This window comes from Afipia clevelandensis ATCC 49720 (genome assembly GCF_000336555.1).
Lineage (GTDB): Bacteria > Pseudomonadota > Alphaproteobacteria > Rhizobiales > Xanthobacteraceae > Afipia > Afipia clevelandensis.
This window is the reverse complement of sequence record NZ_KB375281.1, coordinates 642253-660727: the sequence shown is the minus strand read 5'-3', so window position 1 is coordinate 660727 and position 18475 is coordinate 642253. Positions and strand designations below refer to the sequence as shown.

The window sequence follows — 18475 nt, the reverse complement described above, 5'->3', positions numbered from 1 at the left end:
CGCGCGCGAGTCAGGACTTCCGCTTGCGCTTGTGCGCGAACGGATTGTCCTTCTCGCGCAGCGTGATCCGCATCGGCGTGCCAGGAAGGTCGAACGCGACGCGCATGCTGTTGATCAGATAACGCAGGTAGGATTCGGGGACCGCATCCGCCCGCGAACAGAACACGACAAAGCTCGGCGGACGCGCCTTGCTTTGCGTGATGTAGTTCAGTTTGAGGCGGCGGCCCGAAACGGCCGGAGGCGGATTGGTCTGCACCGCCTGCTCGAACCAGCGATTGAGCGACGCCGTTGATATCCGCCGGTTCCAGACCGCATAGGCATCCTCGATCGCGCTCATCAGGCGATCCATGCCCTCGCCCATCATGCCCGATACGGCGACCACCGGAACGCCTCTCATCTGCGGCAGCCAGTGATCGGCATCCTCGCGCAGGCGCGAAATCTGGTTCGGCGCGCGCTCCATCAGGTCCCACTTGTTGACGGCGAGCACGATGGCGCGGCCTTCACGCTCGATCAGGTCGGCGAGCCGCAGATCCTGTTCCTCGAACCTGTTCTGCGCGTCCATCATCAGCACGACGACTTCGGCGAACCGCACCGCGCGCAGCGCGTCGGAGACCGAGAGCTTTTCCAGCTTGTCCTCGATCCGCGAACGCCGCCGCAGGCCGGCAGTGTCGAATACGCGAAACTCGCGGCCCTTCCACATCACATCGACCGCGATGGAGTCGCGTGTCGTTCCGGCTTCCGGGCTGGTCAGCAGCCGCTCCTCGCCAAGCAGGCGATTGATCATTGTGGACTTGCCGGCATTGGGACGGCCGAGGACGGCAACACGGATCGGGCGCGTGGACAGGCTTTCATCCTCGCCGTCCACATTCTCGAACGACTCTGCATCGTCCTCGTCGTCATCGGTCTCGACCGGCTCCGGCATCAGCGCCGCCAGCGCGTCATAAAGATCGCTCAGGCCCTCGCCGTGCTCCGCAGAAATCGGCACCGGATCGCCGAGGCCGAGCGCATAGGATTCCATCGCGCCCGCTTCGCCATGCTTGCCTTCGCTCTTGTTGGCGACGAGCACCACCGGCTTGTTGGCGCGGCGCGCGAAATCGGCAAAGGCACGATCCGTCGGCGTCAGGCCGATCCGCGCGTCGATCACGAACATCAGCGCATCGGCGGCGGCAATGGCGGCTTCGGTCTGCTCCTGCATCCGCGCGGTGAGCGAGCCCTTCGGGCCTTCATCCAGTCCGGCGGTGTCGATCAGGGTGAATTCAAGATCGCCGAGTTTTCCGGCGCCCTCGCGGCGGTCCCGGGTGACGCCGGGCTGGTCGTCAACAAGCGCGAGCTTCTGTCCAACCAACCGGTTGAACAGGGTCGACTTGCCGACATTGGGCCGGCCGATGATGGCGATCGTAAAGGACATGGGAAATCCGTTCGCCCTTTACCGACCTCATGTCAATAAAGGGATCAGCGAGCGCGGACGAAACAGCCGCAGCGAGAATTGAGACCGGTCAGCGCGAGAAGCCCCCGCTTGGCAACGGTGCAGGAAACGGCGTTGTCGCCTGCTGCGGGGCGGCCTGCGGAGGCGGAGCGGCTTGCTGCCGCTGCGGCGCTGGTGCCGGCTGTTCGGCGGCTTCAGGTTCGGGCGCGGTCACGCTCCTGCGCTTCGGCTTCTTCATCTTCGGCGGCGGGCTGGCACTGTCCACCGGCTTCGGGAACGGATCTGCCTCGCGGGCAGCAGAACGCGCAGGCGGGTTGCGCGGCTCGGGGGCAGGCGGCGGCGCCTCGGCCACCGGTGGTGGCGGCGGCTCCTGCTGATGCGCGCCCTTGTACATGTCCCGCGGCACGCCCTGCTCGACACCGGGAACGCCTTCCGGGAAGACCGGACGGCGCTCGCCAGGCAGCTTCTTCTTGGTGTCGAACCAATCCATCATGTCGGTCGGATCAAACCCGCCGCCCGAACAACCCGCAAGCGCGACAGAGATCGCGGCAAGGACGGCGGCGGCAATCAGGCGTTGCGAACGGCGCATGCGGAATCTCGTCTCAGCTCTTCGCGGCGGGCGGCAGCAGCGCCTGCAGGGCTTCGGCGCGGCTGCGCAGGCTTGCAGGCGTACGCGCATCGTTGCCGATCATGTCGAGCCATTGGCGCGCGGCGGTGGCGTCGTTGGCGCGATAGGCCGACAGGGCAAGCAACTCGCGCGCGGTATGCCGGAAAGTCCGTCCCTCGGCAGTGGCAGCCTCAAGGCGCTTGAGCATATCCGCGTAAGGCTCGGTTTCCATGACGAGGCTGGCGGCGCGGATGCGCGCCAGATCCTGCTCCGTGACCGAAATGCCCGGGTCGGCCGCGATGCTGTCGTAGAGTTTGGCGGCAGCCTTCGGATCGGCGGCAGCCGCGTCAGCGGCGGCGCGCAGACGTGCGAGCGCCCGGTATCCCTTGGCGCCCTCGGTCGCGATCTTGGTGAAGGCGGCTTCCGCCTCGGCCTTCTTGCCCTGCTCGGACAGCGTCACAGCGGCCTCGAAAGCCGATCCGGCTTCCGCAGCCTTCTTGGCTTCGAGATATTGATAGCCGCGCCAGCCGCCGACACCGGCGACAATGAGAATCGCAACACCGATGATCAGGAACGAATACTTGTCCCACAGCTTCTTGAGCTGCTCCCGGCGCAAGTCCTCGTCAATTTCATTAAAAATCTCAGACACTTAACTGTCCCGCCCCGGCCTGTTCTGGAAAACGTGTGAAACCGTCGCCCGCCGCGCGGCTGGCGCGGCTCCCCGATATGACGGCGGCGATACAGTACCGGTATGGCGCTGACAAGGCAAAGTCAGCCGGATCAAAGCGTTAACACTGTCCGGAGGGTCAGGCAGCCCACCGATCCGGCATCGAGGGCCGGATCGCGGGCGCGGAAATCAGGCTGACATTCAGCCGTTGGCGGCGAGTTCGGTATTGGCAACGCGGCCGTAGCGGAGATCGGATGGCGTACAGCCGTAGCGCTTGCGAAAGACGCGGTTGAAATAGGAAATATCATTGAAGCCGCATTTCAGCGCGATGGCGCTGATGGGCTGGCCCCGCATCTCGGGATCGGCCAGCATCTCCAGGACTTTCTCGAGGCGAGTTTGGAGAACAAAGGCCGTGAACTTCGCGCCCTCGGCCGCGAACAGCTTTCGCACATAACTCGACGAAATCTCCTGATGCGCTGCCACATCATCAAGGCACAGTTCGGGATTATCAATTTTGGTCAGAATAAACGCCTTGATCGCGCCGAGGCGCGAGCCGCGCATAACGAAGAAACCGTCTTCCATGTCTCATCCACCACCGGGAGCAAAACCGTCCCGATGATGTGTCGCGCCAGGAAGGCCGCGGGTTCAAACCCGGAGCCTCTTTCAAACGGAAAGATCAGCCTTTGGGCTTGATGCCGTAGACATGCTCCGGCCCCGGAAATGCCCGCGAGCGGACTTCCCTGGCGTAATCCTGAATCGCCGCTTCGATGCCGGGTCCGAGATTGCCGTAGCGCTTGACGAACTTCGGCACCCACGGCGACAGGCCCAGCATGTCCTCAAGCACCAACACCTGACCGTCGCAGGCATTGCTGGCGCCGATACCGATGGTCGGCACGGACACGATCTCGGTGATGCGGCGTGCCAGCGGCTCCGCCACCGCTTCCACGACCATGGAAAACGCGCCGGCCTGCGCCACCGCGCGCGCGTCGTCCTGAAACGGGCCGCTGGCGTTTTCGCCGGCCGCGATCTTGAGAGCTTCATCCTTGCCCTGCGACTTGAAGCTGCCGAGCGTGTTGATCGATTGCGGTGTGAGGCCGATATGACCCATGACCGGAATGCCGCGCGTGGTCAGAAACTCGATGGTCTCGGCCATGCGCACACCGCCTTCCATCTTCACCGCGCCGCAGTGGGTTTCCTTCATCACACGCGCGGCGGAATGAAACGCCTGCTCTTTCGAGGCTTCATACGAGCCGAAAGGCATGTCCACGACAACGAGCGCTTCCTGCGAGCCGCGCATCACCGCATGGCCCTGCAGGATCATCATCTCGAGCGTCACCGGCACCGTGGTCTCGAACCCGTGCATCACGTTGCCGAGCGAGTCGCCGACCAGAATGACGTCGCAATACTTGTCGACCAGCCGCGCTGTGTGGGCATGATAAGCCGTCAGCATCACGATCGGGTCGCCGCCCTTGCGCTTGAGAATATCGGGCGCGGTCTTGCGCTTGACGGCTGATTGTACGGACATGTCTTAAGCTCCAATCACAGGGACGCCGATCACGAGAGGATGGAATGCGAAGGCCAGCGCGGCGTAGACCACAACACCGACCGCGACCGCGATCAAATCGTTGCCGACGCCGCCGACAGGAATGGGTGGCGCGCCGGGATCTTCGCGGCGCTTGAGAGAGATGCGGTCATAGACCGCCCAAGCCAGCACCGAGCCGAACAGGATGATCGACCCGAGATCGCCATTGGCCAGAAGATGCAGAAGGGCCCACAGTTTCACACCGGCCAGCATCGGATGCTTCACCGTGGTGTAGATGCGGCCGCGGATATAGGACGCCACCACAAGGATCACCGCAGGCAGCATCAACGCGAGCACAAGGTGCCGCAGCGCGACCGGCGGATACCAGACATTGATCCAGCCGGTGGCGCGATACATGCTGAAGCCCCAGGCGATCAGCCCGAGGCCCGCGAACGACACCAGTGTGTAGACAATTTTGTAGCCGCCCTCGCCCAGCCGCGCGATCACCGTCGCGCGGGGACCGCGCAGCGTGGTCAGGGTGTGAACGCCGAGGAACAACGCCAGTCCGGCGATCAGGATCAACAAGCCCATAGTGCCGCTCCTCCCTCTCGATCTGCCCGCAGCGGTTTTCAGCCCCGCTTTCCGGCACATTCCACCCCGCGCGCGACCCTGTTAGGGTCCGGCTGCGCTGTGCCCCGGTATCACTTTTGGGGTGCGGCGCGCAATGCCGCTTCCGCATCGCAACCCTGCTCCAAGTTCTTCCCGGCCTTATGAAATCCCTTGCAATCGCCGCCCTCGCGCTGGCATTCGCCGCGCCCGCCTCCAACGCCCGCGCAGCGGACTCGTCGTGGCCGCCGAAAATCGTGAAGATCGTCGTGCCCTATGCGCCCGGCTCGACACCCGATCTGGTCGGGCGGATCATCGCCGACGATCTGCAGGTGCGGCATCCCGGTGCGAGCTTTGTGGTCGAGAACAAGCCGGGCGCCGGTGGCAATATCGGCACCGACGCCGTCGCCAAAGCCGCGCCCGACGGGGCCACGCTCGGCATCAGCCTCGGTGGGCCGCTCGCCATCAACACGCTGCTGTTCTCAAAGCTGCCCTACGATCCGGCAAAGGATATCGCGCCGATCAGCATGCTGACATCCTTGCCGAGCGTGCTGGTGGTGCCTGCAAGCCTCAATATCAATTCGGTCGCCGAGTTCGTCGCCATGCTGAAACGCGATGGATCGAAACTCGCCTTCGGCTCGATCGGCGCAGGCTCGCTCTCGCATCTGACCATGGAAGCCATCGCGCAGAGCGCGGGCACGACGATGGTCCACATCCCTTATGGCGGATCGCCGCAAGCCATCACCGCCGTGATCCGCGGCGACGTGCAGGCCGCGTGCCTGCCAGCCATCGCCGTGACACCGCAACTCGCAGGCGGCAAGGTGAAAATCCTCGCGGTTGCGACGGCGCAGCGCTCGCGATTCCTGCCCGACGTGCCGACGCTGAAGGAGTCAGGCATCGACGTCGAGTCCGACGCGTGGAATGCGCTGATTGCGCCTGCCGGAACATCGCCTGCGACCATCACGCAGATCAACGAAGAGGTGAACGACATCCTGGCCAAGCCGAGCGTGCGCGAGCGGCTGGAAACGCAACTGATGGAGCCTGTCCCCTCCACGCCTGCTGCACTCCGGGCGCGGATGGACGCGGAGATCAGACTATGGTCCGATGTCATCAAACGCGGCGATATCCGGATCAACTAAAGTCCGGTAAGCGAACAAAACAAAGAGGAACGCCATGAACGCCACCGTCTCCTTCGAGCGCAGCCACGACATCGTCATCAATGCGCCGGCGAAAGCGGTGTTCGACTACGTGACCAATCCGCAGTCCTGGCCCGAATGGCTCGCGGCCTCGCACCACATCGACAGCGAGAATCGTCCGCTGGACACCGGCGAGCTGTTTCACGAGAAATGGCACATTCGTTCCGGCGAAGTCTCGCTCGACTGGATCGTGCGCGCCTGCGTCAGCCCCAAGCTCTGGATCGTGCAGGCCGAGACAACCTTCATCGGCCCCATCGTGGTTCAGTACACCTGCGAGGAGGTCGATGGCGGCACGAAGTTTACCCGCACCCTGCGCAATCCGGCCCGCAAGAAGCCGCCGACCGACGAACAGATCGCCAACATGGATGCAGAAGCCGCCATCGGTCTTGGTAACATCAAGGCGAATGTGGAGAAGCGCAGCCGGTAGGCGAAAAGGAAGCGCTCACGCCTTCTTCTTCACGTCCTTGACCGACGAGAACACGATGCCTTCGGCGCGCTCGCGGGTATAGCCGAGATAAAACTCGTTCTTGGCCAGAAACACCGGGTCGCCGTCGACGTCGTCGGCCACGCCCGAATTGTTCGCCGCCATGAAGGCGTCGAGCTTCTTGCGGTCGTCCGACGAAATCCAGCGCGCCAACTGGAACTCGCTGATCTCGAAATCCACCGGCAACGAATACTCCGCATCGAGCCGCGCCTTCAGCACATCGAGCTGCAGCATGCCGACCACGCCGACCAGCGCGGGCGCGCCGTCGCGCGGACGGAACACCTGCACGACGCCCTCTTCTGACATCTGCTGCAAGGCTTCCTTCAGCTTCTTGGCCTTCATCGCGTCGGTCAGGCGCACGCGGCGCACGATTTCCGGCGCGAATGACGGCACGCCAACGAACGTCAGGTCTTCGCCTTCCGTGAGCGTATCGCCGATGCGCAGCGTGCCATGATTGGGAATGCCCACCACGTCGCCCGCGAAGGCTTCGTCGGCAATGGCGCGATCCTGCGCGAAGAAGAACTGCGGTGACGACAGCGGCATTGCCTTGCCTGTGCGCACCAGCTTGGCCTTCATGCCGCGCGTCAGCTTGCCCGAGCACAGCCGCGCAAAAGCGATGCGGTCGCGGTGGTTCGGGTCCATATTCGCCTGAATCTTGAACACGAACGCGCTCATCTTCGGATCGTCGGCCTCGACCTTGCGCTTGTCGGCGTCCTGCGCGCGCGGCGACGGCGCGAAACGGCCGAGACCCTCCAACAGATCGCCGACGCCGAAGTTGCGCAGCGCGCTGCCGAAATAGACCGGCGTCATATGGCCCTCACGGAACGACTGCAGGTCGAACGGCTTCGAGGCCTCTTTCACCAGTTCGAGTTCGTCGGCAATCTCGCCGGCATTGAGGTTGGCGTTACGGCTGGCGAGATCGGAAATCTCGATTTTTTCCATGGCCCCGGTCTTGGCGCCGCCGCCTTCCAGCAGGCGGATGCCCCCGGTTTCGATATTATAGGTGCCCATGAAATCGCGGCCGCGGCCAACCGGCCAGTTGATCGGCGACGTATCAAGCGCAAGCGTCTTCTCGATCTCATCGAGCAGATCGAACACGTCGCGGCTTTCGCGGTCCATCTTGTTGATGAACGTGATGATCGGAATGTCGCGGAGCCGGCACACCTCGATCAGCTTCAGCGTGCGCGCTTCGATGCCCTTCGCGGCGTCGATCACCATTACGGCGGAATCGACGGCAGTCAGCGTGCGGTAGGTATCCTCGGAGAAGTCCTCATGGCCCGGCGTATCGAGCAGGTTGAACACGAGATTCTGGAACTCGAAGGTCATCACCGAGGTGACGACGGAGATGCCGCGCTCACGCTCGATCTTCATCCAGTCGGAGCGGGTGTTGCGCCGCTCGCCCTTGGCCTTCACCTGACCCGCGAGGTTGATGGCGCCGCCGAACAGCAGCAGCTTTTCGGTCAGCGTGGTCTTGCCGGCGTCAGGATGCGAAATGATCGCGAACGTGCGGCGGCGCGCCACTTCTTCGGCAAGCGGTGTCAGCGAGGATTCGGCGGCGATGGCGGTGTCGGACATGGTGCGAGCGTGTGACAAAGAAACGCGGCAGGATCAAGGGTATTTGATTTCCATGCACTTGCATCTTCTTTGTTCTTGGTGCATGTTTCGGATCGTCGAGGACGACCTCGATTCACCCCACATGATCCGCAGGGACGGCCCTGCTATGGAGGAGTTAGGCCATGGCGTGGTCGATGCTGTTTATTGCGGGTTTGCTGGAGATCGGCTGGGCCGTCGGGCTGAAATACACCGAAGGCTTCACCAGGCTGATGCCGTCGGTATTGACGATTGCCAGCATGATTGCCAGCGTCGCCCTGCTCGGTCTCTCGCTGAAAACGCTGCCGGTCGGCACCGCCTACGCGGTCTGGACCGGGATCGGTTCGGTCGGAACCGCTATCCTCGGCATCTGGCTTTTCGGCGATCCGGCGACCGCGCTGCGTATCGCCTGCATCGGGCTGATCGTTGCAGGCATCATCGGCCTCAAGGTCGTGGCCTGAGCGGCTGACAAGCCGCCGCTACTTCCATCCGACCAGAGTGGTTGCGTAGTAGGTCGCAGCGGCCACCAGCGCGGCGGCCGGGATCGTGAAGATCCAGGCCCAGACAATCGAGCTTGCCACGTTCCAGCGCACCGCCGAAACGCGGCGTGCGGCGCCGACGCCGACAATCGCGCCGGTGATGGTGTGGGTTGTGGACACCGGGATGCCGAGGAAGGTCGCGGCGAACAGCGTCGCCGCGCCGCCGGTCTCGGCGCAGAAGCCCTGCATCGGCGTCAGCTTGGTGATGCGCAGGCCCATGGTGCGCACGATACGCCAGCCGCCCATCAGCGTGCCGAGCGCCATCGCGGCCTGACAGGCGATCACCACCCAGAACGGCACGCTGAATTCGTTGCCGAGATAGCCCTGCGAGTACAGCAGCACGGCAATGATGCCCATGGTCTTCTGCGCGTCGTTGCCGCCATGGCCGAGCGAATACAGCGAGGCGGACGCAAACTGCAAAATGCGAAACGCGCGATCGACCGCGAACGGCGTGGACCGGACGGACGCCCATGAGACGATGGCCGTCAGAAGCAGCGCCAGCAGAAAACCGACCAGCGGCGACAACACAATGGCGAGCAGCGTTTTCGACAGGCCGCTCCACACCGCCACCGAAATGCCGGCCTTCGCCATCCCGGCCCCCAGCAATCCGCCGATCAGCGCGTGCGAACTGCTCGACGGCATACCGAGGCCCCAGGTGACCAGGTTCCAAACGATGGCGCCGATCAGCGCGGCGAAGATCACATGCGCGTCGATCACCTCGGGATGGATAATCCCGGTGCCGATGGTCTGCGCCACATGCAGGCCGAACACGGCAAACGCGATGAAGTTGAAGAACGCCGCCCATGCGACGGCATATTGCGGCCGCAGAACGCGGGTCGACACAATCGTGGCAATGGAGTTGGCCGCGTCGTGCAGGCCGTTCAGAAAATCGAACAGCAGCGCGACGGCGATCAGTCCGATCAGGATGGGGAAAGCGAGCGATGCATCCACGACGCGGCCCTAAACCTGTTCGATCACGATGCTGTTGATCTCGTTCGCGACGTCGTCGAAGCGGTCGGCGACCTTTTCCAGATGCTTGTAGATTTCCGCGCCGACCACGAAGTCCATCGTATTGCCGTCGCGGTGCTTGAGGAAAAGCTCCTTCAGGCCGATATCATTGAGATCGTCCACACGGCCTTCCAGGCGGGTGATTTCCTCGGTGAGCGCCGTCAGCGTGGTGACGTTGTCCCCCATCGCCTGCATCAGCGGGACAGCCTTGCCGACAAGATTGGCGCACTGAACAAGGATGGCGCCGATCTCGCGCATCGGCGGCTCGAAGCTGCGCACCTCGAACAGCATCACCGCCTTGGCGGTCTGCTGCATCTGGTCGATGGCGTCGTCCATCGAGGTGATGAGATTTTTGATATCGCCGCGGTCGAACGGGGTAATGAATGTGCGGCGGACGGCGGTGAGAACTTCGCGCGTGATCTGGTCGGCGTCGTTCTCATACTGGTTGACGCGCTGGCAGTAGACCGGGGTCTCCTCCCCGCCGCGCATCATGCCTTCCAGCGCCTCGGCGCCCTGCACCACCGCCTGGGAATGCCGGGCGAACAGGTCGAAAAACCGCTCCTCCCGAGGAAGCAGCTTACGAAACCAGCCCAGCATGATCGTTCTCCGGCACGACAGAATTTGTCACATATCTGTCATAAACCGGTTTGCAGGCCAACAGGCAGCGACCGGCGCATTTGCACCGGTCATCCACTGTTTTGTGCGGGCCGGAAGGCCTGAAAAATCTGGCGGTTAGAGCGATCGCTTGAAGAAATGGGCGATTTCGCCGATGACACCGCGCCGGAAGGTCAGCACACAAATCACGAAAATCGCGCCCTGAATCACCGTCACCCACTGGCCGAAACCGGCCAGATACTGCTGCATGGCGATGATCACGAAGGCGCCGACCACCGGCCCGAACACGGATCCAAGACCCCCGACCAGAGTCATCAGCACCACTTCGCCGGACATGGTCCAGTGGACGTCGGTGAGCGAGGCGTTCTGCGCCACGAATACCTTCACCGCCCCTGCCAGACCTGCCAGCGTTCCGGACAGGATAAAGGCCAGCAGCTTGTACTGGTCGGTCTTGTAGCCCAGCGAAATGGCGCGCTGCTCGTTCTCGCGGATCGACTTCAGCACCTCGCCGAACGGCGAGTTGATGGCGCGGTAGATCAGCAGGAAGCCAAGCAGGAAGATCACCATCACCACGTAATACAGCGTGGTCGGCTTCGAGAGGTCGAACACGCCGAACATCATGCCCTGCGGGATGCCCTGGATGCCGTCTTCGCCGTGGGTGAACGGCGTCTGCAGATAGATGAAGAACAGAAGCTGCGACAAGGCCAGCGTGATCATGGCGAAATAGATGCCCTGACGGCGGATCGCGATCAGGCCGGTCACCACACTCAGCGCGCAGGCTGCCGCAACGCCGGCGATGATTCCGAGTTCAGGCGAAAGACCCCAGACCTTGAGCGCATGCGCCGACACATAACCCGCAGTGCCGAGGAACATGGCGTGGCCGAACGACAGCAGACCGCCATATCCGATCAGCAGGTTGAAGGCGCAGGCGAACAGCGCGAAGCACAGGGCCTGCATCACGAAGTAAGGATAGATCCCGGTCAGCGGCACAATGGCCAGCAGCACTGTCATGACGACGAAGGCGATCATTTCGTCGCTGGTGCGGCCCTTCACGGGAACGGCGTTGTCAGTGATCGTTGTCATGTTAATTTGCCCGCCCCGTCAGTCCAGTCGGCTTTACGAGAAGCACCAGCACCATCAGCACGAAAACCACGGTGTTGGACGCCTCGGGATAAAAATACTTGGTCAGGCCCTCGATCACGCCGAGCGCAAAGCCGGTGATGATCGAGCCCATGATCGACCCCATTCCGCCGATCACGACCACCGCGAACACCACGATGATCAGGTCCGCGCCCATCAGCGGACGGACCTGATTGATCGGCGCGGAGAGCACACCGGCGAGTGCGGCAAGACCGACGCCGAGGCCGTAGGTCAGCGTGATCATGCGCGGCACATTGATGCCGAAGGCGCGCACCAGCGTCGGATTTTCCGTCGCGGCGCGCAGATAGGCGCCAAGGCGGGTCTTTTCGATGAGGAACCAAGTGGCGATGCAGACCACGAGCGAGAAGACGACCACCCAGCCGCGATAGATCGGCAGATACATAAAGCCGAGATTCACGCCGCCCTTCAGCAGATCGGGGATGGCATACGGCAGGCCGGAGGAGCCGAAATAATTCTGGAACAAGCCCTGGATGATCAGCGCGAGGCCGAAGGTCAGCAGCAGGCCATAGAGATGATCGAGACCCGTCAGCCATTGCAGCATGGTGCGCTCGAGCAGAATGCCGAAGGCGCCCACGATCAGCGGCGCCAGAAGCAACGCCCACCAGTAGTTGATACCGAACAGGTTCAGCAGGAAATACGCGACGAACGCGCCCATCATATACAGCGCGCCATGCGCGAAGTTGATGATGTTCAGCATTCCGAAAATCACGGCCAGCCCGAGACTTAGCAGCGCGTAAAACGAGCCGTTGATCAGTCCAACCAGAAGCTGGGCGTAGAGAGCTTGCATCGTACCGGTTCTTTCGCGCTCAGATAGTCAGATAGAGTCTTGCAAGAGGATGCCCGGCGGCGCGAGGCCGCCGGGCGATCGCGATTACTTCTTCACCAGCGGGCAGACGCTTTCCGACAGCGGCCGGAAGGCCTTGTCGGCCGGCGTGGTGCCAACCAGCTTGTAATAGTCCCAAGGACCCTTCGACTCCGACGGCTTCTTCACCTCGAACAGATAGGCCGGATGGAGCGCGCGGCCGTTGGGTTCGATGGTGCCCTTGCCGAACAGCGCATCGTCGGTCGGCATGGACTTCATCTTCTCCACGACCTTCTTGCCGTCATGCGGGTTGCCGCCGAGCGCTTCGAGGGCCTTGAAGTAATGCAACAGGCCGGAATAGACGCCCGCCTGCACCATGGTCGGCATGGCTTTGTTCTTAGCGCGCGCCGCGTAACGCTTGGAGAAGGCGCGGGTCTGGTCGTTCATGTCCCAGTAGAACGTCTCGGTGAAGTTCAGGCCCTGCGCGACATTCAGGCCCAGCGAGTTGACGTCGCTGATGAACATCAGCATGCCGGCCAGCTTCTGTCCGCCCTTGACGATGCCGAATTCCGCCGCCTGCTTGATCGAATTGGTGGTGTCGCCACCGGCATTCGCAAGACCGACGATCTTGGCCTTCGACGCCTGCGCCTGCAGCAGGAACGACGAGAAGTCCGACGAGTTGAGCGGATGCTTGACGCTGCCGAGCACTTTGCCGCCGGCCTTGGTGACGGCCGCCGTGGTGTCACGCTCGAGCGCGGCGCCGAATGCGTAGTCGGCGGTCAGGAAGAACCAGGTGTCGCCGCCCGCCTTCACCAGCGCGGTGCCGGTGCTGTTCGCGAGCATGTAGGTGTCGTAGGTCCAGTGGACCACGTTCGGCGAGCACTGCGCGTTGGTCAGATCCGACGACGCCGCGCCGGAATTGATCATGATCGAGTTCTTCTCGGTCACGACGTTCTTCACCGCGAGCGCGACGCCGGAGTTCAGCACGTCAACGATCACGTCGACCTTTTCAACGTCGATCCACTGACGTGCGGTCGTGGTGCCGACGTCAGGCTTGTTCTGATGGTCTGCAGAGATGAGGTCGATCTTCCAGCCTTTCTTGGTCAGGCCGGAATCCTCGATCGCCATTTCCGCGGCGGTGGTCGAACCGGGTCCGCCCACGTCGGCGTAGAGACCCGACATATCCGTCAGGTTGCCGATCTTGACGACCTTATCCTGCGCGAAGGCGCCGGTTCCTGCGCCGACGATCAGCGCGGTCCCCAGCATGAGTGCCGAAATCGTTGTTTTCATGGTTTTCCCTCCTGGATGCCGCTCGATTGACGGCGCTTGCTACTCTTGGGCTTTTCTTGTCGTTCTGGTTGCCGTTTTACACGCCGAGATAGGTGTGCAGTTTCTCCATGTTGGCCTGGAGTTCGGAATTGGCGAACGTGTCAATGATCTTGCCATGTTCGACAATGTAGAATCGATCCGCGACGGTCGAAGCGAAGCGAAAGTTCTGCTCGACGAGAAGGATGGTGAACCCTTCCTGTTTCAGCCTCGCGATCATCTTGCCGATTTGCTGAATAATGACCGGCGCGAGACCTTCGGTCGGCTCGTCCAGCATCAGGAAGCGTGCGCCAGTGCGCAGGATGCGCGCAATCGCCAGCATTTGCTGCTCGCCACCGGAGAGCTTGGTGCCCTGGCTGCCAAGACGTTCCTTGAGGTTCGGAAACAGCTCGAAGATCTGATCGAGCGTCATGCCGCCGCTGCGGATCACCGGCGGCAGCAGCAGGTTTTCCTTCACATCGAGGCTGGCGAAAATGCCGCGTTCTTCCGGGCAGAACGCGATTCCGAGCCGCGCGATTCTTTCCGCAGGCAGCTTGATCAGTTCCGCGCCCTCGAACGCTACCGAGCCGGTGCGCTTGCCGATCAGGCCCATCACCGACTTCAGCGTCGATGTCTTGCCCGCGCCGTTTCGGCCGAGCAGCGTCACCACCTCGCCTGGGCGAACGTCGAAGTTCATGCCGTGCAGGATGTGGGATTCGCCGTACCAGGCTTCCAGATTCTTGACAGTCAGAACCGGCGAGCTTGCTGCGTTGCTGGCTGGATTATTCATGGCCAGCTCCCAGATAGGCTTCCTTGACCTGCGGATGCTTCGTGAGCGTGGCGTAATCGCCCTCGGCCAGGACCTTGCCGCGCGTCAACACGGTGATCGTGTCGGACAGGTTGGCGACGACGTTGAGGTTATGCTCGACCATCAGGATCGTGTACTTCTGCGAAATGCGCTTGATCAGCGCAGCGACCTTGTCGATGTCCTCATGTCCCATGCCGGCCATCGGCTCGTCCAGCAGCATCATTTCCGGATCGAGCGCCAACGTAGTGGCGATCTCCAGCGCGCGCTTGCGGCCATACGGCATTTCCACCGCCGGCGTGTTGGCGAAATCGCTCAGGCCGACGTCATCGAGCAGTTCGCGCGCGCGTGCGTTGTATTGATCGAGCACCGCCTTCGAGCGCCAAAAATCGAACGATGAGCCGTGCTGGCGCTGCAGGGCGACGCGCACGTTTTCCATTGCAGTGAGGTGTGGAAACACCGCTGAAATCTGGAACGAGCGGACCAGGCCGAGCCGCGCCACATCCGCCGGCTTCATCGCGGTGATGTCCTGCCCCTTGTAGCGAATCTGTCCGCGCGTCGGCTGCAGGAACTTGGTCAAGAGATTGAAGCAGGTGGTCTTGCCGGCCCCGTTCGGGCCGATCAGCGCGTGGATGGTCCCACGGCGAACCTTCAGATTGACATCGCTCACGGCCACAAAGCCCGCGAACTCCTTGGTCAACCCAGAGGTTTCAAGGATAAACTCATCAGACAAGCAAATTCCCCCTGTCAGCCTTCGCGCGGTTTTCGCGCGTGGCCGTTTATTTGCGCCGCCCCTGGCGCTTGAGCCGGGGCAGCCGCCCCGGCAATCCGGCCGGGAATATGTATCGGTCGTTAGTGTTGCGCAAGCCGCAATGCTGCCCACCATTTATGCGTAGCGCGCAAAATCTGTAATGTCCACCGGGGCCTAAGCCGGATACGCACAAACGCTGGAACCCGATAAACGAGCGGTTAAGCCTAATTTCCGCCGATCTCAGCTCTTCATGAAAAATTTCGCCCAAAGACCGATGATTGCGGCAAGGACATTCCTTAACCCCCGCTCAGGACGTCGGTCATGGAATTTGAAGGCGCTGGTCCGGCCATCGTAAAGTCGATCAAGCAACGAGATTTCTTGAACGTCTGGCTGCGGCTGTATGCCCGCCATAAACGCTTGCCCGGCTTCGACGAATATCGCCCCGAACGCTTCGCCGAAGAGGCCGCCGATCTTGTGACCTATACGGTTCACGGCACGGGACAGCACCCCCGCTTCCGGATCGAGAGCGAAGGCACCCGGATGGCGAACGCCTACGGCGCCACCGGCCAGGGCCGCTACCTTGACGAATATGTCGGCGCCAAGCTCGAGCCGATTGTCGTTCCAATCTATCTCGAATGTGTCCGGCGAAGGCTGCCGGTTTATACCATCTCGAAGGTCAATGACCTTTACGGGCGCAAGGTGGATTACGAACGGCTGCTGCTGCCGTTTTCCGATGTCGCCGGCGTGACCCACATTCTCGCATCGCTGAAAACCATCAGCGACGACGGCAGCTTCGAGATCAGGAATCTGATGCGCGCGAACGACGTGCTGCCGATTTATCAATTGCGTTCAGTCATCGACCGCGAACTCTATCACAAGCTGCCGGGCCGTATCGCGCCTGGCGACACCATCGAGTTCGTCTAGCTTCTCAGCAAGCGATCACGCGGCGGGATTCCGCTCCAGCTCCTCGCCGAGTTCGAGGGGATGCGCCATCGCCTCGTGCAGCTTGTCCTTGTCGAGTTCGCCCTCCCAGCGGCTGATCACGACCGTCGCAACGCCATTGCCGATCAGGTTGGTCAGCGCCCGGCATTCGCTCATGAACTTGTCGATGCCGACCAGAATGGCGAGCGAGGCAATCGGAATATCCGGCACGATGGCCAGCGTCGCCGCGAGCGTGATGAATCCGGCGCCGGTGACGCCGGACGCGCCTTTCGACGTGACGATCGCCACGCCGAGGATACCAAGCTCCTGCCAGATCGTCAGATGGGTGTTGGTGGCCTGCGCCAGGAACAGCGTCGCCAGCGTCATGTAGATGTTGGTGCCGTCGAGATTGAAGCTGTAGCCGGTCGGAATCACGAGGCCGACCACGCCGCGCGAGGCGCCGAGCCGCTCCATCTTCGTGATCATGTTCGGCAGCACCGTCTCCGATGAACTGGTGCCCAGCACGATCAGCAGTTCATCCTTGATGTAGGCGATGAACCGCAGGATCGAGAAGCCCGCGAACCGCGCGATGCCTCCGAGCACAAACAGGACGAACAGAATGCTGGTCAGGTAGAACGTGCCGATCAGCGCCACGAGATTCCACAACGCGCCGAGGCCATAGGCGCCGACCGTAAAGGCCATTGCGCCGAATGCGCCGATCGGAGCGGCGCGCACAATAATGCGGATCACGCCGAAGAAAACTTTCGCCGCCATGTCGATGGCATGGGCGATGGGTTCGCCCGCGGGTCCCATAAAGGCAATCGCGAAGCCCGACAGGATCGAGACCAGCAGGACCTGCAGCAGGTCGCCGTTTGCCAGCGCGCCGATGAAACTGTTCGGAATAATCGCCATCAGATGCGCGACGATTCCATCCTCGCTCGCCTTGTGAACGTAGGTCGCGACCGCTTTTGGATCGAGCGTCGCCAGGTCGATGTTGAAGCCATTGCCGGGCTGGATGATTTCGCCAACGAGCAGACCGATCGCCAGCGCGATGGTCGAGACGACCTCGAAATAGAACAGCGACTTCAGGCCCACGCGGCCGACGCGCTTGAGATCGCCCATCGAGGAAATGCCATGCACCACTGTGCAGAAGATCACCGGCGCGATCATCATCTTGATCAGCGAAATGAAGCCGTCGCCGAGCGGCTTCAGCGCCTTGCCCGTGCCGGGGTAGAAATGGCCGATCAGGATGCCGAGCGCGATGGCGATCAGGACCTGGACATAGAGGATCGAATACCAGGGCGACCGGGTGGAGGCCTGTCCGGTCGGTACGGCGGTGACTGTCATAGCTGGCTCATGCGAGGGAGTGGCGATGGTATTTCAGCACGCCTTAGCCTGCGCCAGAACGCCGCACCCCTCAAGGAAAATCCCCGGCAGCTAACGGGATTTTGCACGGCCGAACGCCGGCTGCCGACGGAAGCTACTTGATCTGTGCCGCGTAGCTTTCCGGCTTGAAACCGACCAGCAGCTTGCCCCCGATCTCAAGCACAGGACGCTTGATCATCGACGGCTGCGCCAGCATCAGCGCCATCGCCTTCTTCTCGGTGATGTTGTCCTTGTCGGCCTCCGGCAACTTACGGAAAGTGGTCCCGGCCCGGTTCAGCAGCGTCTCCCAGCCTACCGCCTTGCTCCAGCGCGCCAGCCGCTCCTTGTCGATACCCTCGGCCTTGTAGTCGTGAAAGCTGTAGGCGACTCCGTGCTTGTCCAGCCAGGCACGCGCCTTCTTCATCGTGTCGCAGTTCTTGATGCCGTAGATCGTCGTCGCCAACGTGCTCTCCCTTGCTGTTCGCGACCTTATGAACGCAGCGGCCAACGCGCCACATGAGCATGTCGTCTTGGATCAACAAGGCTGTGAATCAGGACGAAACTGTCGAAGCGGAATGTTATTGGCGAAATCAACCGTTCCGGTACGCAACGCCGGTCATAGAGCAGCGTGATATGCGGGGTAAAGCGCCGCGAGACATGCTGGCCAAGGCCAACGCGCCTTAGCGCCTGCCCCAATTGCCCATACAAGGAATCCAGCGCCATCATGCCGTCACCGGCGCAAAGGACGAACGGATTGGCCGGCTGCCTGATCTGGAAGGTCATCGTCCGGTCGAATGCCACCGCAAACGCTGGAACGTGCACCGAAGCCGCCGCGTTCGCAGCGGCGCTCACGATCCGGTCGGGAAGTTCGGCGAAGCCGCCCACGGCGTGAAGCGAAAGATGAAATCGCGGCCCCGGCGTCGGCGCGCCGGTCAGCCCTTCCCTGCAGCAACATTCGCTGGCGAGCGCCGTCAGCGTTTGCTGGTCATCGGGCATGAAAAGCAGAGCGAAGAACAGCGATTGACGTTGCTTCCCGCCCGAAAAGCCACGCGGCAGGCTTCGCTCAGACATGATACGCACCCCGGTCACGCCAAAGAACAAATCA

21 protein-coding genes are annotated in these 18475 nt (G+C 62.3%); 4 read left to right on the top strand and 17 right to left on the bottom strand.

Features of this window, described 5'->3' with window-relative positions; genetic code table 11:
- Positions 1-10: 10 nt before the first annotated feature.
- From der to HMPREF9696_RS02925, 6 genes are all read right to left on the bottom strand, one after another.
- Positions 11-1408 carry a ribosome biogenesis GTPase Der gene (gene der / locus HMPREF9696_RS02950; protein ID WP_002711459.1) on the bottom strand — a complete coding sequence of 466 codons (1398 nt, stop codon included), beginning with the start codon at positions 1406-1408 and terminating at the stop codon, positions 11-13.
- 88 nt (positions 1409-1496) lie between these two features.
- Positions 1497-2015, bottom strand: a complete 519-nt coding sequence (locus HMPREF9696_RS02945; RefSeq protein WP_002711458.1) for a hypothetical protein — start codon at positions 2013-2015, stop codon at positions 1497-1499.
- Positions 2016-2028: 13 nt separating this feature from the next.
- Positions 2029-2682 carry a tetratricopeptide repeat protein gene (locus tag HMPREF9696_RS02940; RefSeq protein ID WP_002711457.1) on the bottom strand — a complete coding sequence of 218 codons (654 nt, stop codon included), beginning with the start codon at positions 2680-2682 and terminating at the stop codon, positions 2029-2031.
- Positions 2683-2901: 219 nt separating this feature from the next.
- On the bottom strand, positions 2902-3282 hold the full coding sequence (locus HMPREF9696_RS02935) for a helix-turn-helix transcriptional regulator (RefSeq protein WP_002711456.1): 381 nt from the start codon (positions 3280-3282) through the stop codon (positions 2902-2904).
- A gap of 94 nt (positions 3283-3376) precedes the next feature.
- Entirely contained in the window at positions 3377-4225 is an 849-nt protein-coding gene (gene panB / locus HMPREF9696_RS02930; RefSeq protein ID WP_002711455.1) for a 3-methyl-2-oxobutanoate hydroxymethyltransferase, read from the bottom strand.
- Positions 4226-4228: 3 nt separating this feature from the next.
- On the bottom strand, positions 4229-4813 hold the full coding sequence (locus HMPREF9696_RS02925) for an NnrU family protein (protein WP_002711454.1): 585 nt from the start codon (positions 4811-4813) through the stop codon (positions 4229-4231).
- 179 nt (positions 4814-4992) lie between these two features.
- On the opposite strand from HMPREF9696_RS02925, the gene HMPREF9696_RS02920 reads away from it, so the two are divergent.
- Both HMPREF9696_RS02920 and HMPREF9696_RS02915 read left to right on the top strand, forming a co-directional pair.
- The gene (locus HMPREF9696_RS02920) at positions 4993-5967 is read left to right on the top strand and encodes a Bug family tripartite tricarboxylate transporter substrate binding protein (RefSeq protein WP_002711453.1); all 975 of its coding nucleotides are present in this window, start codon (positions 4993-4995) and stop codon (positions 5965-5967) included.
- 34 nt (positions 5968-6001) lie between these two features.
- Positions 6002-6451, top strand: coding sequence for an SRPBCC family protein (locus HMPREF9696_RS02915; RefSeq protein WP_002711452.1), 450 nt, complete (start codon positions 6002-6004; stop codon positions 6449-6451).
- Positions 6452-6466: 15 nt separating this feature from the next.
- Here HMPREF9696_RS02915 and HMPREF9696_RS02910 read toward each other — a convergent pair whose 3' ends face one another.
- Positions 6467-8083 (bottom strand): peptide chain release factor 3, encoded by a 1617-nt coding sequence (locus HMPREF9696_RS02910; protein ID WP_002711451.1) that lies wholly within the window; start codon positions 8081-8083, stop codon positions 6467-6469.
- A gap of 161 nt (positions 8084-8244) precedes the next feature.
- Between HMPREF9696_RS02910 and sugE the strand changes: the two genes are divergently transcribed.
- Entirely contained in the window at positions 8245-8559 is a 315-nt protein-coding gene (gene sugE / locus HMPREF9696_RS02905) for a quaternary ammonium compound efflux SMR transporter SugE (protein ID WP_002711450.1), read from the top strand.
- A gap of 18 nt (positions 8560-8577) precedes the next feature.
- On the opposite strand, the gene HMPREF9696_RS02900 is transcribed toward sugE, so the two are convergent.
- The 7 genes from HMPREF9696_RS02900 to HMPREF9696_RS02870 all read right to left on the bottom strand — a co-directional run bounded on the left by HMPREF9696_RS02900 (position 8578) and on the right by HMPREF9696_RS02870 (position 15066).
- On the bottom strand, positions 8578-9588 hold the full coding sequence (locus tag HMPREF9696_RS02900; protein WP_002711449.1) for an inorganic phosphate transporter: 1011 nt from the start codon (positions 9586-9588) through the stop codon (positions 8578-8580).
- A gap of 9 nt (positions 9589-9597) precedes the next feature.
- Positions 9598-10242 carry a DUF47 domain-containing protein gene (locus tag HMPREF9696_RS02895; RefSeq protein ID WP_002711448.1) on the bottom strand — a complete coding sequence of 215 codons (645 nt, stop codon included), beginning with the start codon at positions 10240-10242 and terminating at the stop codon, positions 9598-9600.
- A 135-nt stretch (positions 10243-10377) separates the two neighbouring features.
- Positions 10378-11343, bottom strand: a complete 966-nt coding sequence (locus HMPREF9696_RS02890; RefSeq protein ID WP_002711447.1) for a branched-chain amino acid ABC transporter permease — start codon at positions 11341-11343, stop codon at positions 10378-10380.
- A 1-nt stretch (position 11344) separates the two neighbouring features.
- Positions 11345-12208, bottom strand: coding sequence for a branched-chain amino acid ABC transporter permease (locus HMPREF9696_RS02885; protein ID WP_002711446.1), 864 nt, complete (start codon positions 12206-12208; stop codon positions 11345-11347).
- A gap of 84 nt (positions 12209-12292) precedes the next feature.
- Positions 12293-13513 carry an ABC transporter substrate-binding protein gene (locus HMPREF9696_RS02880; RefSeq protein WP_002711445.1) on the bottom strand — a complete coding sequence of 407 codons (1221 nt, stop codon included), beginning with the start codon at positions 13511-13513 and terminating at the stop codon, positions 12293-12295.
- A 76-nt stretch (positions 13514-13589) separates the two neighbouring features.
- On the bottom strand, positions 13590-14318 hold the full coding sequence (locus tag HMPREF9696_RS02875) for an ABC transporter ATP-binding protein (protein ID WP_002711444.1): 729 nt from the start codon (positions 14316-14318) through the stop codon (positions 13590-13592).
- Entirely contained in the window at positions 14311-15066 is a 756-nt protein-coding gene (locus tag HMPREF9696_RS02870) for an ABC transporter ATP-binding protein (RefSeq protein ID WP_002711443.1), read from the bottom strand. The genes HMPREF9696_RS02875 and HMPREF9696_RS02870 overlap by 8 nt, the downstream gene beginning before the upstream one ends.
- 339 nt (positions 15067-15405) lie before the next feature.
- On the opposite strand from HMPREF9696_RS02870, the gene HMPREF9696_RS02865 reads away from it, so the two are divergent.
- Positions 15406-16008 (top strand): PAS domain-containing protein, encoded by a 603-nt coding sequence (locus tag HMPREF9696_RS02865; RefSeq protein WP_002711442.1) that lies wholly within the window; start codon positions 15406-15408, stop codon positions 16006-16008.
- Between the two features lie 15 nt (positions 16009-16023).
- On the opposite strand, the gene HMPREF9696_RS02860 is transcribed toward HMPREF9696_RS02865, so the two are convergent.
- The 3 genes from HMPREF9696_RS02860 to HMPREF9696_RS02850 all read right to left on the bottom strand — a co-directional run bounded on the left by HMPREF9696_RS02860 (position 16024) and on the right by HMPREF9696_RS02850 (position 18441).
- Entirely contained in the window at positions 16024-17352 is a 1329-nt protein-coding gene (locus HMPREF9696_RS02860) for a dicarboxylate/amino acid:cation symporter (RefSeq protein ID WP_002711441.1), read from the bottom strand.
- 133 nt (positions 17353-17485) lie between these two features.
- Positions 17486-17833 (bottom strand): ArsC family reductase, encoded by a 348-nt coding sequence (locus HMPREF9696_RS02855; protein WP_002711440.1) that lies wholly within the window; start codon positions 17831-17833, stop codon positions 17486-17488.
- Between the two features lie 26 nt (positions 17834-17859).
- On the bottom strand, positions 17860-18441 hold the full coding sequence (locus tag HMPREF9696_RS02850) for a 2'-5' RNA ligase family protein (protein WP_002711439.1): 582 nt from the start codon (positions 18439-18441) through the stop codon (positions 17860-17862).
- Positions 18442-18475 lie beyond the last annotated feature (34 nt).

Bases quoted from the DNA above. Each gene is read 5' to 3' on its own strand.
- der (WP_002711459.1), bottom strand. From the start codon at position 1,408: ATGTCCTTTACGATCGCCATCATCGGCCGGCCCAATGTCGGCAAGTCG.
- HMPREF9696_RS02945 (WP_002711458.1), bottom strand. From the start codon at position 2,015: ATGCGCCGTTCGCAACGCCTGATTGCCGCCGCCGTCCTTGCCGCGATC.
- HMPREF9696_RS02935 (WP_002711456.1), bottom strand. From the start codon at position 3,282: ATGGAAGACGGTTTCTTCGTTATGCGCGGCTCGCGCCTCGGCGCGATC.
- panB (WP_002711455.1), bottom strand. From the start codon at position 4,225: ATGTCCGTACAATCAGCCGTCAAGCGCAAGACCGCGCCCGATATTCTC.
- HMPREF9696_RS02925 (WP_002711454.1), bottom strand. From the start codon at position 4,813: ATGGGCTTGTTGATCCTGATCGCCGGACTGGCGTTGTTCCTCGGCGTT.
- HMPREF9696_RS02920 (WP_002711453.1), top strand. From the start codon at position 4,993: ATGAAATCCCTTGCAATCGCCGCCCTCGCGCTGGCATTCGCCGCGCCC.
- HMPREF9696_RS02915 (WP_002711452.1), top strand. From the start codon at position 6,002: ATGAACGCCACCGTCTCCTTCGAGCGCAGCCACGACATCGTCATCAAT.
- HMPREF9696_RS02910 (WP_002711451.1), bottom strand. From the start codon at position 8,083: ATGTCCGACACCGCCATCGCCGCCGAATCCTCGCTGACACCGCTTGCC.
- sugE (WP_002711450.1), top strand. From the start codon at position 8,245: ATGGCGTGGTCGATGCTGTTTATTGCGGGTTTGCTGGAGATCGGCTGG.
- HMPREF9696_RS02895 (WP_002711448.1), bottom strand. From the start codon at position 10,242: ATGCTGGGCTGGTTTCGTAAGCTGCTTCCTCGGGAGGAGCGGTTTTTC.
- HMPREF9696_RS02890 (WP_002711447.1), bottom strand. From the start codon at position 11,343: ATGACAACGATCACTGACAACGCCGTTCCCGTGAAGGGCCGCACCAGC.
- HMPREF9696_RS02885 (WP_002711446.1), bottom strand. From the start codon at position 12,208: ATGCAAGCTCTCTACGCCCAGCTTCTGGTTGGACTGATCAACGGCTCG.
- HMPREF9696_RS02880 (WP_002711445.1), bottom strand. From the start codon at position 13,513: ATGAAAACAACGATTTCGGCACTCATGCTGGGGACCGCGCTGATCGTC.
- HMPREF9696_RS02875 (WP_002711444.1), bottom strand. From the start codon at position 14,318: ATGAATAATCCAGCCAGCAACGCAGCAAGCTCGCCGGTTCTGACTGTC.
- HMPREF9696_RS02865 (WP_002711442.1), top strand. From the start codon at position 15,406: ATGGAATTTGAAGGCGCTGGTCCGGCCATCGTAAAGTCGATCAAGCAA.
- HMPREF9696_RS02860 (WP_002711441.1), bottom strand. From the start codon at position 17,352: ATGACAGTCACCGCCGTACCGACCGGACAGGCCTCCACCCGGTCGCCC.
- HMPREF9696_RS02850 (WP_002711439.1), bottom strand. From the start codon at position 18,441: ATGTCTGAGCGAAGCCTGCCGCGTGGCTTTTCGGGCGGGAAGCAACGT.